The sequence below is a fragment of the Pseudanabaena sp. lw0831 genome (assembly GCF_016584665.1).
In the GTDB taxonomy this organism is placed as follows: domain Bacteria; phylum Cyanobacteriota; class Cyanobacteriia; order Pseudanabaenales; family Pseudanabaenaceae; genus Pseudanabaena.
This window is the reverse complement of sequence record NZ_BBJB01000100.1, coordinates 16,346-31,627: the sequence shown is the minus strand read 5'-3', so window position 1 is coordinate 31,627 and position 15,282 is coordinate 16,346. Positions and strand designations below refer to the sequence as shown.

The window sequence follows — 15,282 nt, the reverse complement described above, 5'->3', positions numbered from 1 at the left end:
TAAAATCTATGAGCTTATACTGATGCAAACTTTATTGTTGGTCAGAAAGCTATGCAGTCATTGAAGTTTCCTTTGGCGATGCCGCGATCGCTTTCCAAATTTTTCGCTTTTAGCATCCCAACATTCAAAGATGCTCGCGATTATCAGATTATATTTTTATCGGTCTTTTTCGTGCTCGGTGTGAGTACCCGCGATTGGTCGCTGAAACCGATCGCGATCGCAATTACCTTTGCGACTTGTTGGTTAACGCAGATATGTATGGTCAGCATATTTCCACCAGCAACACCACAAAAGCATGAGCGCTGGCTCTCACTCAAAAGCGCTACGATTACCGCCTTGGGCTTAAGTTTACTATTGCGCTCCGACAGTTATGGCGCGATCGCCTGTGCGTCGTTCTTGGCGATCGCTAGCAAATTTATCTTCCGCACCAATAGCAAACATTGGTTCAATCCCGCTAACTTTGGGATTGTTGTAGTTTTGTTGTTAGATAGTTTTGTGGGGAACAGCCACGCATGGGTTTCTAACGGACAATGGGGCGAAGATAGCTTATATGCTTTGGTCTTTCTGGGCTTAGGTGGCATCGTTCTCAAAAAGGTGGGGCGTTGGGATACGAGCTTTATGTTTTTAGCTTCCTATGCGATTTTAGAAGGATTGCGAAATCTATGGTTGGGTTGGACTTGGGATGTCCTAGCCCATCGCCTGACTAGTGGCTCTCTGTTGCTATTTGCTTTATTTATGATCACTGATCCGCGTTCCATTCCTAATGCTAAAGTAGCGCGGTTAATTTGGGCTTTTGCGATCGCCGTTTTAGCATTCATCTTCCGCAATGTGTTCTTCAACGCAGATGCGATGTTTTATGCGTTATTTCTAATCTCACCACTCACCGTTTTATGCGATCGCATCTGGAATGCGCCACGATTCCAATGGTTACCCAAACGATATAGCGCTTTACCTTCCAACTAAAACCAATACGAGTGAGAGCGCTTCGTGCGCTCACTCATATTACTGATTCTCAAGGATAGATATATGAAAAAATTTCTGATTTGGATGCGTGTACTTTTAAGCACTGCCCTTGCTTGTTTAGTTGTCTTTGCCTATTCTCCAGCCGTCTTCGCTTTCTGTGGCTTTTATGTATCACAAGCCGATGCTAGTCTCTTTAACAAGGCTTCGCAAGTTGTGATTGCCCGTGATGGCAAGCGCACAGTTTTAACGATGGCAAATGACTATCAAGGAGATGTCAAAGACTTCGCTCTAGTTGTGCCAGTGCCAGTATTGCTGAAAGAAAAGCAAGTTCGTATTGGTGAGCAGAAAATTATCGATCGCCTCGATTCCTTTAGCGCACCTCGCCTAGTCGAATATTTCGACTCCGATCCCTGTGCCAGATATGAAGCCTATGACAGAGTAACCCTTTCGGGAGCAACAAGATCTGCGGCTCCTGCAGCGGAATCAAAAAACCGTGGTGGTAATTATCAAGTCACGATCGAGGCTAAGTTTGCAGTTGGAGAATACGACATTCTGATTCTCAGTGCCAAAGATTCTGATGGATTAGAATCTTGGCTAATTGATAATGATTACAAAATTCCCCAAGGAGCAAAAGAACTACTTCAGCCCTATATTCGCCAGAACATGAAGTTTTTTGTGGCAAAGGTGAATATTGCTGAACTCAATAAAACAGGTTCACAATCACTAAGACCTCTGATGATGGCATATGAATCACCGAAGTTTATGCTTCCTATTCGCTTAGGAATGTTGAATGCGAATGGCGATCAAGACTTGCTAGTCTATATTCTTTCACCCAAGGGACAAGCTGAAGTAGCCAACTATCGCACGATCAAAGTGCCATCGGGTGATGATATTCCTGTCTATGTAAAAAATGAATTTGGTGACTTCTATAAGTCTATGTTCAAGACTTCCTACGAAAAGGAAGGACGCAAAGTTGCCTTCTTAGAATATGCATGGGACATGTCAAGCTGCGATCCTTGTTCTGCCGAACCTCTCTCGCAAGAGGAACTTCGTAAAGCAGGTGTATTTTGGTTAGACTCTTCAAATATAAATACTTCTTCAGGTGGGCGGATTCGTCGCCCTATCCCATTCCCAACCAATAATGGTCGAGTCTTTATCACGCGCTTACATATTCGTTACAACCGCGATAAATTCCCTGAAGACTTAACATTTAAGGAAACCTCAAATCAAGAATCTTTCCAAGGGCGCTATGTTCTACGACATGCGTTTAAAGGTGAGACAAAATGTGATGCAGGTAAAGAATATCAGCGATCGCTACGACCCCGCTTTGAAAAAGAAGCCAAAAATCTATCTAAATTAACGGGTTGGAATATTGCCGATATTCGCCGCAAGATGAATATTTCTAGTCTTCCCGATCCTATAGAAGTGCCCTTCTGGGAAAATCTCTGGAAATAGTTGCTGCTATTTTGCAAAACAAAAAACAATCACAGTAAGGGTTTGCGGATTTCATTTTGTCGTAGGCAAAATGAAATCCGCTATATTTAATTTTCAAGGCTAGATTATGAAAAAATTTCTGATTTGGATGCGGGTACTATTGAGTACTGCCCTTTCTTGCTTAGTCGTCTTTGCCTATTCCCCAGCAGTCTTCGCCTTCTGTGGTTTCTATGTATCACAAGCCGATGCCAGTCTTTTTAACAAAGCTTCGCAAGTTGTGATTGCCCGTGACGGCAAGCGCACAGTTTTAACAATGGCAAATGACTATCAAGGAGATGTCAAAGACTTCGCGCTAGTTGTGCCAGTACCAGTATTACTAAAAAAAGAACAAGTTCGTATCGGCGAACAGAAGATCGTCAATCGCCTTGATTCCTTTAGCGCTCCTCGCTTAGTCGAATACTTTGACTCTGATCCCTGTGCTAAATATGGATTTGATGACGGAAGGCTTCGAGATTTAGAGCCAACAAATGCTCCTGTTTCTTCAATGGACTCAAACGCACGTCGTGCTAATTATCAAGTCACGATCGAAGCTAAGTTTGCTGTAGGAGAATACGACATTCTCATTCTCAGTGCCAAAGATTCTGATGGATTAGAATCTTGGCTACTTGATAATGACTACAAAATTCCCCAAGGCGCAAAAGAAATACTTCAGCCCTATATTCGCCAAAACATGAAGTTCTTTGTGGCAAAGGTGAATATTGCTGAACTCAATAAAACAGGTTCACAATCACTAAGACCTCTGATGATGGCATATGAATCACCGAAGTTCATGCTTCCTATTCGCTTAGGAATGTTGAATGCAAATGGCGATCAAGACTTGCTAGTCTACATTCTTTCATCCAAGGGACAAGCTGAAGTAGCCAACTATCGCACGATCAAAGTACCATCAGGCGATGATATTCCTGTCTATGTAAAGAGTGAATTTGGTAACTTCTATAAGTCAATGTTTAAGACTTCCTATGAAAAAGAAGGTCGCAAAGTTGCCTTCTTAGAATATGCGTGGGATATGTCAAGCTGCGATCCTTGTTCTGCTGAACCTCTCTCGCAAGAGGAACTTCGTAAGGCAGGTGTGTTTTGGCAAGACAGTCCAAATCCTGTCCAACCATCAAGTCGCCGTTTTCCTCCTGTTTTTACTAATGATGGTCGAGTCTTTATCACGCGCTTACATATTCGTTATAATCGCGATAAATTCCCCGAAGACTTAACATTTAAGGAAACCTCAAATCAAGAATCTTTCCAAGGGCGCTATGTTCTACGACATGCGTTTAAAGGTGAGACAAAATGTGATGCAGGTAAAGAATATCAGCGATCGCTACGACCCCGCTTTGAAAAAGAAGCCAAAAATCTATCTAAATTAACGGGTTGGAATATTGCCGATATTCGCCGCAAGATGAATATTTCTAGTTTGCCTGATCCTGTAGAGGTTCCCTTCTGGGAAAATCTCTGGAAATAATCACCAGCTAAAGAAATTTGTTACAAAAGCTAGTTGGGATAACTCATGAATTATCCCAACTAGCTTTTGGTTTCACTTCAATTTTACTAATTCTTCTATCTTGCTTGATTATAATAATATTTGAATTATTTCGATAATTCTTAGTAGTTTTATAGTAATTTGAATCTACGAGAAATCACAAGATTTTTGTTACGGCGTAAAGCACTGTAATTTTCACATCACTTATCCTTAAAGATATTATTTTGCATACTTATGCTAAATAGTAAATGCCAATGAAAGTACCAGACTACCCAGAGAATGAAGAGAGCCGCATTACCATGCTGCGATCGCTAGATATTCTCGATACAGAACCAGAGGAACGTTTTGATCGTCTAACTAGAATAGCAAGGCGACTATTTGGAGTGCCGATTGCATTAGTCAGCTTTATCGATATGAATCGCCAATGGTTTAAATCCTGTCAAGGTTTAGAAGTAAAGGAGATGTCACGCGATATATCCTTTTGTGGTCATGCGATCTTAGGTGACGATATTTTTATGATTTCTGATGCCTCATTGGATGATAGATTTTACGATAACCCTCTGGTTACTAATGAACCGAGAATTCGCTTTTATGCGGGAGTCCCACTAGTAATCTCTGAAGGAATTAAGATCGGTACACTCTGTTTAATTGATCGAGAGCCTCGAATACTCAGTGAGGAAGACAAAGAGTTATTACGTGACCTTGGGCAAATGGCAGCACAAGAACTAGCTTCAGTACAATTAGCAACGATCGATGAGTTGACCCAAATATCTAATCGGCGTGGATTTATCGCTCTAGCGATCCACGCATTAAATCTATGTAAACGACTGAATAAGCCAGCTTCTCTCTTCTTTTTTGATTTAGATTTATTTAAAGAGATTAACGATCGCTACGGACATGCTGAAGGCGATTATGCTTTAATCAGTTTTAGCAAAATCTTGAAAGAAGCTTTTCGTACATCAGATGTAATCGGTAGGCTAGGCGGGGATGAATTTGTAGCTTTATTGTCAAACGCCGATCAGAGAGAAACACAGCAAATTTTACAGCGTCTCGGTCAAGTGCTAACAGACTTTAACAACCAAGCCTCGCGTAGTTATGACATTGCTTACAGCGTTGGTATAATTGAGTTTGATCCTATCCGACATCAATCAATCAATGATCTTTTAGCTGATGGAGATCGACTAATGTACAAACAAAAACGTGAGAAGCGGACAAAAGAAAGTTTGGCTTAATAAGCCCTAAAAGTATGAGGGGGCGGGAAGTACCGCCTTATATTTTTAATTCTTTTTCCGACCTTCTTGATCGTAATAATCAGGCTTGGCAATCTGTTTAGCTCTAGCGATCGCTAAAGCATTATCTTCAACATTCTCGACAATTATCGAACCTGCCGCAATATTCACATTTTCACCAATTTCAATGGGCGCAACGAGAACTGAATTAGAACCAGTTTTGCTGCGATCGCCGATGACAGTTTGGTGCTTTTTGAAGCCATCATAATTAGCTGTAATCGTTCCTGCGCCAATATTTACTTGCTTGCCGAGTGTGACATCACCCAAATAGCTGAGATGGGCGGCATTTGTGCGATCTCCAACTTTGGCATTTTTAAGTTCCACAAAATTACCAATCCGACATTTTTCACCCACATTGGACTCGCCCCGAATTCGCGCAAATGGCCCAATTCGGCAGTTATCTGCAATTTTGCTATCTTCGATCACCGAAAATTGAACAGAACAGTTCTCGCCAATAATGCTGTTTGACAATAGACTTGAAGGTCCAATCGTAGTCCCTTCACCAACCTTAGTATTACCACGTAAATGGGAATGTGGTTCGATAATCACATTCGGCGCAAGTTCCACTCCATCATCAATGGTGATTGTTTCAGGAAGTAGCATGGTGACTCCAGCCCGCATCCATTTTTCTCGCGCTCTTTTTTGTAAGATCTCATGTGCCTGAGCTAACTGGATGCGATCGTTAATGCCAAGGCTTTCATCGGAATCTTCTAAATCACTGGCATAAACTGACTTGAGATAGTCAAATACTTCGGTAAGATAATATTCCTTTTGAGCGTTATTGGTGGTGAGTTTCGGTAGAGCCTGAGCTAATTCTTGCCAATCAAAGCAATAGACACCCGTACTAACGCGCTGATTGAGAAGCTGTTCAGGATTGCAATCACGATGCTCAATGATCCGTTCGATCTTCATCTCGCGATCGCAGAATACTCGACCATAACCAGTTGGATTAGAAAGAAGCCCTGTAAGCACTGTTGCTGAAGCTTTGTGTTGGCAGTGGCTATCGATTAAGGCTTGAATAGTTTCGGTACGCATTAAAGGCGAGTCACCCGTAAGTACTACAAGTTCGCCTTCAAATCCTGCTAGTGGTTCTAACAATTGCTGAATTGCATGACCTGTGCCTAATTGCTCTGTTTGTTCAGCAAATTCTAGTTGAGGATAATCTGCGAGAGCAGCCCGAACTTGATCGCTACAATAGCCAACGATCGCAATACGGCGATCGGCGTTGAGCGCATCTGTAGCATTGAGAACTCTCTCAACTAATGATTTGCCGCCAAGAGGTTGTAATACTTTGGGTAACGCTGACTTCATGCGTGTTCCTTTACCCGCCGCTAATACTGCTACTGCTAACATAATTTTCTATTTCTCCATTGATAATAATTTTGTGAATTGATAGCCCTCACCCCAACCCTCTCCCGCAGGAGCTACCGTGTATACACAAGTCGGACTTACCCCCTTTAATTCCCCCTTGCAAAGGGGGAAGACCAGAAATCTTGTTCCCTCCCCTTTGCAAGGGGAGGGTTAGGGTGGGGTAATTTCCTTGATTTTACACACAAACTTAGATGTGTGTACACGTTAGCCCGCAGGAGAGGCAGAAAGAGATTTCCAATCCTAGTTCTTGACTAAGAGCAAAAAATCTTACTCCCCTTCTCCTGCGGGAGAAGGGGATGAGGGTTGCTTTTATCCATTCGGACGGCTCATTTGCTCAAGATCAAGAACTTCAGCTAGTTTCTCCTCCGTCATCAATCCCTTGTCCAAAACTACTTGACGCAAAGATTTACCTGTTGCTAGGGATTCCTTCGCGACATCGGCAGCATTGAGATAACCAATGTGAGTATTTAATGCAGTAACTAGTGAAAGGCTACCTTCCGCATAGGCTAAACAGCGATCCTCAACGGCAACGATTCCTCTAATACATTTTGTCGCGAGAGTATCGATCGCATTGCCCAAAATCTCAATGCTTTGAATCAAATCATAGGCAATCAGAGGCATCATTACATTTAGCTCCAACTGACCCGCCTGAGCGGCAAAGGCGATCGCAGTGTCATAACCAATCACCTGATAGCAAACCATATTTGTCATCTCAGCAATCACAGGATTATATTTGCCTGGCATAATCGATGAGCCTGGTTGCACAGGTGGTAACTGGATTTCGCGTAAACCTGTTTTGGGTCCTGAATCCATCAAGCGTAAGTCGTTAGCAATTTTGCAAGTATCTTGGGCAAGGTTGCGAATTGCACCCGATACATTTACAAAGGGAGCCATGCTTTGCATTGCTGCCATCAGGTTACTAGCTGGTGTTAGCTCAAATCCTGTGATCTCGCTGAGCTTTTCGGCAACGCGATCGCAATACTGCGGATGTGTATTTAGTCCAGTACCAGAGGCACTACCACCTAAACCCAAGCTTTTGAGATCATTTGCCGCTAAGCGAATCCGCTTCACATGGTCGCTAATAATCTGCGCATAGGCTTGAAACTCATCGCCAAGTCTGACGGGGACAGCATCCTGTAAATGGGTGCGTCCAGATTTAACGATTCCTGCAAATGCGATCGCTTTAATCCGTAGCTGTTCATTGAGATTTGCTAACGCAGGAAAAAGTACTTGATCGAGCGCTAATAATGCCCCAATCCTAATCGCTGTGGGAATTACATCATTAGTAGACTGTCCGTAATTAACATGATCGTTAGGGTTCACATTGTTGTAATTACCCTTGACATCACCCAAAATTTCAAGGGCGCGATTTGCTAACACCTCATTGATATTCATATGGTGTGATGTGCCTGCACCCGCTTGATACACATCTACAACAAACTGATCGCGTAATTGACCGTCTAATATTTCATCTGCTGCCGCCGCGATCGCCATGCCCATACCGACAGGTATACAACCGAGTTCGGCGTTAACTAATGCTGTGGCTTTTTTGATTAGTAAACAAGCATCCACAAAGGTAGGCAGAGGCTTAAGTCCACTAATCTTAAAGTTATCGATCGCTCTTACAGTTTGAATCCCATAGTAAACGTCATCGGGCAGGGACATTTCCCCCATAGAGTCGCGTTCGGTTCTAGTCATAGGAATATTGGAATCGGCTGTTTTTTTAGATATGCGTTATAGATTAATGTTAACTTGGCAAGTCGAGATTAAATTCATTTATTTGCACCAAAGAATTGCGATCGCTATAAAACATATCAATTTGAAAGTAATGGTATAGATTAGCGATCGCTATATCAGGAGATCGTTTAGCTACATCTGCTTTTAAAGCTTTTGCTATAATCCTAGTGGCTAAGCCATATTCAATCAATTAGCCAAAGATAATGATGTTTTTATGATAATCGTTTGAGAACCTAGTACTTCAAAAAAAATCAGAGAAATGGCGGAACCATTCTTTGGTCTGAGAATTAAACTTGCAGTTGATGTATCAAGAGAAATTCTAGCTGGTGGTGGTGAACTTCATTTTGATTGCGAGCAGTTATTGCTAGATGATGGTAGTCAACAAGAAAATATCTGGGGTGCGGATTGGTATCCTCAAACGAAAGAGGTCGGGCTTGAGTCAATTATTAACATTCGTCCTCGTCAACAAAATATGACAATGGAAGTCAGGGATTTACAGATCAAAGCGAGAATTGAAAAAATAGTTCGTTATCTTTTGGAGGTGGTGTAATGGAACGTCAAAGTCTGTATGAAAGATTTAAACTTTTAAGTTGGCAGCAGCAGATTGGCAATATCGCTTCAACTCTTGCTAATATATCGCGCTATGCAGATTCTCCTGCTTATGATGAACTAACAAAACTTTCTCTGCGTGAGGCAGCTTTAGCTATTGATTGGTGCGTGCCGAATGTTCCACAGCAGTTTCTGCTAGATCTGGCGATGATGCATAGGGAGTTGCTTGCTTGGTGGCAAGTTTTTCCTGTGGAGCCGCGATCGCTGTTATCTTTGCATACTCGCCATCAGTCAGATCGTTTATTGGTGATGGCGGGATTGATGATCGGTGTGAATAGCGATCTGCAATCTAGCGATGTGGTGTCTGAAACTAACAGATTACGTGGTGTTGATATTTTAATTGTAAAAGAAACTGTTGTTTCTGCTTAGTTACAATTGGAAGTAATGGTATAGATTCGCGATCGCTATATCAGGCGATCGTTTAACTACATCTGCTTTTAAAGCTTTATGCCCCTAAACTTGAGATTTGGCAACTTGAGAAACTATCTGAGATCTTCAAGCTTTTTCAATAAAAGGTTTACAAATATGATAAAAGCACCTCCTTCTTCTGGAGAGGGATCGATTAAACGATGAGCAGATAGATTACGAAAAGTGCCTACAATACCAGAATATAGCTCTCGATATCCTTCTCTCTCAGCATCAACTGCAAACTTTGACGCTAGAGTTCCAGTCTTTCCAAATATGGCATTCACAAGACTACGCCCAACTTGACTAGGATCGGATATAGCCCCAACATCATGTAATCTTTCCTCTAAAATCACTCCTGCGGTTCTTACGGCAGAATCCCACAATATTGGATCACTTCCTCCTGTAGCCAAAATGGGAAAACATCTCTTTGTAAGTGCTTCGTCAAAATCACTAGGATTAGATAGAGGGGTTAGATAATCTACGAAAGAAGTATCTGGACTGTTAAAATCATTGTCTACAGCAGTATAAATATTACCTGTTAAATTGTATTTATTAATTTGGTTCAACCGTGGTTGAGTTGAGCATGTGTAATCCACATACGAACGTCTAGACAATTGAAGGGTTGAATAGATAATTAGCTTATTGCTTATTAAAGCTTGCATAGAACTTAGAGTTATAGATGTACTTTGTAATTCTTCTTCAGTTCCTCTATATCCTGATAATTTAGCTTTAGGCAATCCTTTCTTAGCAGTTGGATGCCACTCTATGGTAAATTCCTCATCTAACAAACCTGTTCTAACACTTTGGACTAGCCATTTAGCTATCTTTTTTTGAGAATCTGTCAAGTTATACATTTCAAATTTATCCTTAAATATTAATTTTTGAGTGCTAATGGCAAAAACAGTGTTTTAGATAAAGAAACGCTAGAAATACCACAAATAAACTACTTTTCTCTAATTTCAAGATCAAGTCTGACCTTTAAATCATTAAGCTTACTATTATGATCAATAAACTTGTCATACTGCAAACGCCCAACCACAATCCCAGCATGAATCCCAAGCCTTTCCGTAAAATTAATTACATCCTCACGCGATCGCAGTGTATATAACTCCGCATCATACTCTGATGGAATTAAAAACTCCCTTGCCCAAGCATTTGCCTCATCCTCCTGCTGTGACTCAAGGCGATCGCCATTACCAGAATCATCAAGAAAAATATCCTTCTTATCGTGCAGCAAAATATGCGCCGCCTCATGGAAAAACGTAAACCAAAAGCGATCGTTCTGTTTTCCATACAACGAAAGCTGAATCAAAGCTCTGTGTGGATTTAGCCAACGTGCCACCCCACTCGTATAAGCACAAGAAATCGCAGGTACGATCGCCAAAATTACACCCGCTTCATTACATAAGCGCTGCATCTGCGGCATAAATTCCGCTTGAGATAAAACCGTCAGCTTCCGTATCTCTTGAACCGCCTTCTCAAACTTGGCTTTATTGTATTTAGGAACATCAGCCTTTTCTGCTTCAATCTCACCCAAACGTAGCCAAGCCGAAATCGCACCCACATTACTTTGCTCTTTGCGAGTGCGGCGAAAAGCTACCTGCTTTTGTTCATAACAAGTTTCCCAATTGTCAGGAGAAGCCACCCCAAAAAGTTGTAATAACTCCTTCACAATCTCAGGCTTGTTTTTAGCATCTAATCGTCGTTTGGCGATCGCTCCCTGCTTCATTAAATCTTTAACAGGAAAGCGATCTAGCCAAGGAATCCAAGACTGTAAACGCTCTCTTTCTTCAATCTGTACCAATTGAGCGCGATATTGAGCCTCCCGACGCAACCAAAACTCTGGCGTACTGCCAATCACCCTTGATAGCTTTTGGGCAGACTCCTCAGTAATGGGAACCTTAGCATTAATCAACAAACTAACGTGTTTTTCAGTGTAGCCAAGACGTTCAGCTAATTGCGCCTGTGTCCAGTCCCGTTCTTCGATCGCATCCGTAATAGTGTCCCCTGGCGGCGACACCCATTCTGGAGTAAAGGAAAGATCTTGTTCAGTCATGGTAATCTCCAATAAATACAATACAGACTTCAGTTACTTTTGCCCAGTCAATACCGCCATCTTCCTTATATGGAATTTGAGCATTACTTGGTTCAAATACAAGCCGTTCAGCACCCTCAAGAGATACAGCAAACTGTCCTAAGCGATCGCCTTTTAAAGGATGAGGCTTTCCATAAACTAGATCCTGCACAGATTCGGCTGCAATCAGGTCAGCTAGTCGGGCGCGTAGTTTTTTGGAACTTGACTTTGATTCGCAAAACTTACGCAGTTTTACGTTTTTAAAAGCAACCTTCATGCTTATATATACTAACTTTTTTACCAAATTGGTAAAGATTTTATTATAATCCAAAGATGCACTTATGGATTTCACAGCTTAAAATCGCTCAATATTTAGGTTGGCGATTGGGTTAGCTGATTACTAACCTAAATTTAGAATGACAAATAATCTCAGTTTAAGCGTATCGATTGGAACTTGAGGAGAGGAAACAACAGGAAGAAGGCGATCGCTTATGTTCTCTAATCTCTAGCAAAAAACAAGAATTTGAAAACATTCTTAAATCCTAAATAAGATCATGAACAAAAAATCAGAAAGATTCAGATGTTTCACAAAGAGCCGCATCTTAACCTTTAAATCCACCCATTGACCATTGCTAGATGTAGTGCCTGAAAACGAGTCCTTGCCTTAAGCTTAGTCAGAATATTATTGATATGAAACTTGACTGTACTTTCGCTAATAATCAACTTTTGAGCAATATCCCGATCGCGTAATCCTTGAGTTAATAGCTGCATCATCTCTAATTCGCGATCAGACAATGGCATTGCATCTTTGACAAAGGGAATTGTGATGGCAATTTGTAATTCGATGTCATGAATATTGATCGCACCACCCAAACTAGAAACGATCAAAAATAATTCACCAAATAGCGATCGCAGCCATTTTTGCGGGTCAGCAATTCTAACCCCAGTCTTAGCAATTATCGCTTCTAGCGAAATAGATACATCAGAGTAAATTAAGCGGCAATAAGCCCCCCCAATTTGATTGAGAATTTCGGCAGCCCTTAAGAATACATAGTCAATCGTCAGATTTAGATTTTTTTCAGTACCTACCAGAGTCAAACGGTTAAAATTCAAAATATGGGCTAGGCGATCGGATAACGAACCTTGAGTGAGTGCTTGATTCTGGCTCACATTCTGCCAAGCTTGTTTTTCTTGCTGATGCTTAAAGGCACTATCAATAGCGATCGCTGCGATCGTACAGAGCATCCGTAAAAATTCTAAAAACTCAGGGGGCATTTCTTGATGACTAAAAGCAGCTAAAACTCCCACGACTCTGCCTTTGATTTCTAGCGGGTAACCTGCAAAACCCCGAATATTGTTGGTGATTGCCCAATTGCGATCGCCAACCCAAGTCTCATCAGCTAAATGATTACTTAAAAAAGAAACGCGGTTTTGGGCAATTTTCCCCACCTTATATGCGCCCATCGGCACTCTCGCAAACCTGCCATCAATGCGCGTATACATACCTGAGGAAGCTACCAGCTTAAGGTATGTCCGATCTGGCTCTAGTAGCCACACCCTAGCAAAAGCACAATCAAACCGCTCCACAATGCCATCGGTCACTCGATGCGCGATCGCCTCTGGATCTAGACATCCAGAAAAAGTTTCGGCAATTTCTGTTCCCCGATGCAAATCAAATAAAAGCTTGGTCGGATCAAGTACCTCAGTCATCAAACCTAACGCTTACCCTAAGAACATTTAGAGTGTTAGTCCGCACAATATGTACGAGTACTCCAAATATTAATGCCGCAGATTGATATGTATTTATGTATATGAAGTTACGGAAACCTAGTTGTTTTGCGATCTCCAACGTTACACACCCGCTTATAACTCTCCCCGTTCATACAGATATTTAATGGTTGTCCAAAATTGACCAAACTTTCCCTGTACATCTTGCTGAAGATAGTTAGTAACTAATTGTTGTAGCTCAGAATGGCTAAGTGGATTTTCAATATCAGTGAATGACTCGATCGCCTGTTTACGCATGGCTATTAATTTGGGTATGTTTAAACCAAGCTTGTCGATTGTCTTCTTAGCTGCTTGGTCATTTGGATCGGCGGGACTAATCAATCCATCAGGCTTATATCTAAATTTTGTTTCGCAACTGGGATCAAAAGGTGATATTAAAAGTATTGCATCAAACCAGTTGTCTTTCAAATGTCCGCAATGAAGAGGATCTCCAGCAACTTTATCTTTCAAACAAGAACAAAGTAAATTACTGAAATCTAATGAATCAATAGACGGATCGCTCTTAGGGTGAAAATGCTCAATATGAGAGTCGTTAGTACTTATTCTGCCTTCGCAATAGCAACAAATGTAACCCTGTTCTTGAATTAATGCACCTTTCACCTCACTCTTAATCGTAGGATAATAGGCTCCTAAGTATGTATATGTGATGTTTGGATGATAAATTTTCAAATTAGCTAAAGATGAAGGCTCTTGTTGCTTGATAACGTACTTCATCTGCCGATGATCTCCTTACGTTTAATCAACACCTCCGCCTTTACTAAATCAGGATCTGAGCCGATTAGCAAATCAGGATCTCCATCAACTTCCCCACGCATTATTGCAAGAAGTTGTTTGGCTTGATCAAGCTGTCCAAGACTAATTAATTCGTAAAGATCGTGAAGACCTTTGTTAACCTTATCGGGTCTAGTGGTTGCTAATCCCATTAGATCCTCAAGAACTCGATCAACTGTTTTTCCATAGGACTCGGAAGGTCTTTCGGCGATCGCCCCTGCTTCAGTTTGCTTTAATACATAGAGATTGTCAGGATGAACATGGGTGATGACGTGCGGTGAATGCGTAGAAATAATAAACTGACAATTTGGAAATACTTCAATTAATCTAGATACAACCATGCGTTGCCACTTGGGATGTAAATGTAAGTCAATTTCATCAATCAGAATAACGCCCTCACCATCCAAAGGATTTTCACGTACAGGATTAGCGATCGCCATTCTTCGAGCCAAATCGCCAACCATAGCCATCAGGCACTTTTCACCATCAGATAGTTGATCAATGCTTAATCTTTTACCATTTTTTTTGATCTCCATTCTGAGAGGACTACGCCTAACTGTCAGGTCTGTAAACTCAGGCAAAAATACTTTCAGAGCATTACGTACCGCTTCAAGCTGAGGATCGGGAAAGCAAAAATCCTCTGGTTTTATTGGAACATCAATATATTTTCTATTTTCATTTTCAAGATCTTCTCGCTCACGAAACCACTCAAAAAACGTCCGAAAATTTGTACCTCTCTCTAATGATTGATCGTAAGTCGCAAAAAGTTTAAAACTATTCTTTTCTCGAATCCGTAAAGGTATGTCTAGTACCGCCCGACCAATTGGATAGTAGACAAATGTTGGCAAATTTAGCCTTTCTTCAGCTTCAAATATTTTTTCCTGTAATGATTGAGTAAACTCACTTAAATTATCCAAATTAGTAGAGTTACGGGGATCTTTTAATCTTTTACGAGAAAATAGGCTAGCGCCAGAAGATCCTTTACGGGCTTTAAATAGTTTCCATTCAATATTTTTTTCGTGATGGCAACACGAAAGCGCAATTAAAGCAAAAGCATTGCCATTTGCAATATTGTTTTCTGTTATGGGATATCCCGAAGTGCCAGAAGAATATCTAAGTCTATTAACTAGCCATGAAAGCATAATTACGATGCTGTCAATTACGGTGGATTTGCCAGAACCGTTCTCACCAAAGAAAACAGTTAGATTTTTATCTAAATCTAAGGATAGTTCCCGTATGCCACGGTAATTTTGCAGCTTGATCGTATTTATCTTCATAGGGAATAAACCTTTTGAATAATTGTTAGG

13 protein-coding genes and 1 pseudogene are annotated in these 15,282 nt (G+C 41.2%); 6 read left to right on the top strand and 8 right to left on the bottom strand.

The features are described from left to right. Nucleotides 1-78 precede the first annotated feature (78 nt). The 4 genes from APA_RS20975 to APA_RS20960 all read left to right on the top strand — a co-directional run bounded on the left by APA_RS20975 (nucleotide 79) and on the right by APA_RS20960 (nucleotide 5,160). Entirely contained in the window at nucleotides 79-963 is an 885-nt protein-coding gene (locus tag APA_RS20975; RefSeq protein ID WP_201324174.1) for an RnfABCDGE type electron transport complex subunit D, read from the top strand. Nucleotides 964-1,026: 63 nt separating this feature from the next. Further along, complete coding sequence (locus APA_RS20970; protein ID WP_201324172.1) at nucleotides 1,027-2,418, top strand: DUF2330 domain-containing protein; 1,392 nt, start codon at nucleotides 1,027-1,029, stop codon at nucleotides 2,416-2,418. Between the two features lie 106 nt (nucleotides 2,419-2,524). Further along, nucleotides 2,525-3,910: a DUF2330 domain-containing protein gene (locus APA_RS20965; RefSeq protein WP_201324171.1), complete on the top strand. Its 1,386-nt coding sequence runs from the start codon at nucleotides 2,525-2,527 to the stop codon at nucleotides 3,908-3,910. A 272-nt stretch (nucleotides 3,911-4,182) separates the two neighbouring features. Beyond that, nucleotides 4,183-5,160, top strand: a complete 978-nt coding sequence (locus APA_RS20960) for a sensor domain-containing diguanylate cyclase (RefSeq protein ID WP_201324173.1) — start codon at nucleotides 4,183-4,185, stop codon at nucleotides 5,158-5,160. Between the two features lie 45 nt (nucleotides 5,161-5,205). On the opposite strand, the gene glmU is transcribed toward APA_RS20960, so the two are convergent. Beyond that, entirely contained in the window at nucleotides 5,206-6,570 is a 1,365-nt protein-coding gene (gene glmU / locus APA_RS20955) for a bifunctional UDP-N-acetylglucosamine diphosphorylase/glucosamine-1-phosphate N-acetyltransferase GlmU (RefSeq protein WP_201324170.1), read from the bottom strand. Between the two features lie 327 nt (nucleotides 6,571-6,897). After that, on the bottom strand, nucleotides 6,898-8,286 hold the full coding sequence (locus APA_RS20950; protein ID WP_201324169.1) for an aspartate ammonia-lyase: 1,389 nt from the start codon (nucleotides 8,284-8,286) through the stop codon (nucleotides 6,898-6,900). Between the two features lie 286 nt (nucleotides 8,287-8,572). On the opposite strand from APA_RS20950, the pseudogene APA_RS20945 reads away from it, so the two are divergent. Both APA_RS20945 and APA_RS20940 read left to right on the top strand, forming a co-directional pair. Then, nucleotides 8,573-8,875: pseudogene (locus tag APA_RS20945) on the top strand (DUF5674 family protein); the annotation flags it as partial. Further along, complete coding sequence (locus APA_RS20940; RefSeq protein WP_201324167.1) at nucleotides 8,875-9,303, top strand: hypothetical protein; 429 nt, start codon at nucleotides 8,875-8,877, stop codon at nucleotides 9,301-9,303. The pseudogene APA_RS20945 and the gene APA_RS20940, both read left to right, overlap by 1 nt. A gap of 113 nt (nucleotides 9,304-9,416) precedes the next feature. Here the strand turns inward: APA_RS20940 and APA_RS20935 are convergent, their stop codons facing one another. The 6 genes from APA_RS20935 to APA_RS20910 form a co-directional block, all read right to left on the bottom strand. After that, a complete protein-coding gene (locus APA_RS20935; RefSeq protein ID WP_201324166.1) occupies nucleotides 9,417-10,187 on the bottom strand; it encodes a TIGR02391 family protein in 771 nt (256 codons plus the stop codon). A gap of 98 nt (nucleotides 10,188-10,285) precedes the next feature. Beyond that, nucleotides 10,286-11,398 carry an ImmA/IrrE family metallo-endopeptidase gene (locus tag APA_RS20930; RefSeq protein ID WP_201324165.1) on the bottom strand — a complete coding sequence of 371 codons (1,113 nt, stop codon included), beginning with the start codon at nucleotides 11,396-11,398 and terminating at the stop codon, nucleotides 10,286-10,288. Then, nucleotides 11,391-11,693 (bottom strand): type II toxin-antitoxin system RelE/ParE family toxin, encoded by a 303-nt coding sequence (locus APA_RS20925; RefSeq protein ID WP_201324164.1) that lies wholly within the window; start codon nucleotides 11,691-11,693, stop codon nucleotides 11,391-11,393. Before APA_RS20925 ends, APA_RS20930 begins: the two co-directional genes overlap by 8 nt. A 332-nt stretch (nucleotides 11,694-12,025) precedes the next feature. Continuing rightward, nucleotides 12,026-13,126, bottom strand: coding sequence for a LuxR C-terminal-related transcriptional regulator (locus tag APA_RS20920; RefSeq protein ID WP_201324163.1), 1,101 nt, complete (start codon nucleotides 13,124-13,126; stop codon nucleotides 12,026-12,028). A gap of 153 nt (nucleotides 13,127-13,279) precedes the next feature. Next, a complete protein-coding gene (locus APA_RS20915) occupies nucleotides 13,280-13,918 on the bottom strand; it encodes a retron system putative HNH endonuclease (RefSeq protein ID WP_201324162.1) in 639 nt (212 codons plus the stop codon). Continuing rightward, nucleotides 13,915-15,252 carry an AAA family ATPase gene (locus tag APA_RS20910; RefSeq protein WP_201324161.1) on the bottom strand — a complete coding sequence of 446 codons (1,338 nt, stop codon included), beginning with the start codon at nucleotides 15,250-15,252 and terminating at the stop codon, nucleotides 13,915-13,917. The genes APA_RS20915 and APA_RS20910 overlap by 4 nt, the downstream gene beginning before the upstream one ends. Between the last annotated feature and the right edge of the window lie 30 nt (nucleotides 15,253-15,282).

What these genes read in the sequence shown, in the direction of transcription:
- APA_RS20965 (WP_201324171.1), top strand. Translation starts at nt 2,525, where the DNA reads ATGAAAAAATTTCTGATTTGGATGCGGGTACTATTGAGTACTGCCCTT.
- APA_RS20970 (WP_201324172.1), top strand. Translation starts at nt 1,027, where the DNA reads ATGAAAAAATTTCTGATTTGGATGCGTGTACTTTTAAGCACTGCCCTT.
- APA_RS20925 (WP_201324164.1), bottom strand. Translation starts at nt 11,693, where the DNA reads ATGAAGGTTGCTTTTAAAAACGTAAAACTGCGTAAGTTTTGCGAATCA.
- APA_RS20960 (WP_201324173.1), top strand. Translation starts at nt 4,183, where the DNA reads ATGAAAGTACCAGACTACCCAGAGAATGAAGAGAGCCGCATTACCATG.
- APA_RS20910 (WP_201324161.1), bottom strand. Translation starts at nt 15,252, where the DNA reads ATGAAGATAAATACGATCAAGCTGCAAAATTACCGTGGCATACGGGAA.
- glmU (WP_201324170.1), bottom strand. Translation starts at nt 6,570, where the DNA reads ATGTTAGCAGTAGCAGTATTAGCGGCGGGTAAAGGAACACGCATGAAG.
- APA_RS20915 (WP_201324162.1), bottom strand. Translation starts at nt 13,918, where the DNA reads ATGAAGTACGTTATCAAGCAACAAGAGCCTTCATCTTTAGCTAATTTG.
- APA_RS20940 (WP_201324167.1), top strand. Translation starts at nt 8,875, where the DNA reads ATGGAACGTCAAAGTCTGTATGAAAGATTTAAACTTTTAAGTTGGCAG.
- APA_RS20975 (WP_201324174.1), top strand. Translation starts at nt 79, where the DNA reads ATGCCGCGATCGCTTTCCAAATTTTTCGCTTTTAGCATCCCAACATTC.
- APA_RS20920 (WP_201324163.1), bottom strand. Translation starts at nt 13,126, where the DNA reads ATGACTGAGGTACTTGATCCGACCAAGCTTTTATTTGATTTGCATCGG.
- APA_RS20950 (WP_201324169.1), bottom strand. Translation starts at nt 8,286, where the DNA reads ATGACTAGAACCGAACGCGACTCTATGGGGGAAATGTCCCTGCCCGAT.
- APA_RS20930 (WP_201324165.1), bottom strand. Translation starts at nt 11,398, where the DNA reads ATGACTGAACAAGATCTTTCCTTTACTCCAGAATGGGTGTCGCCGCCA.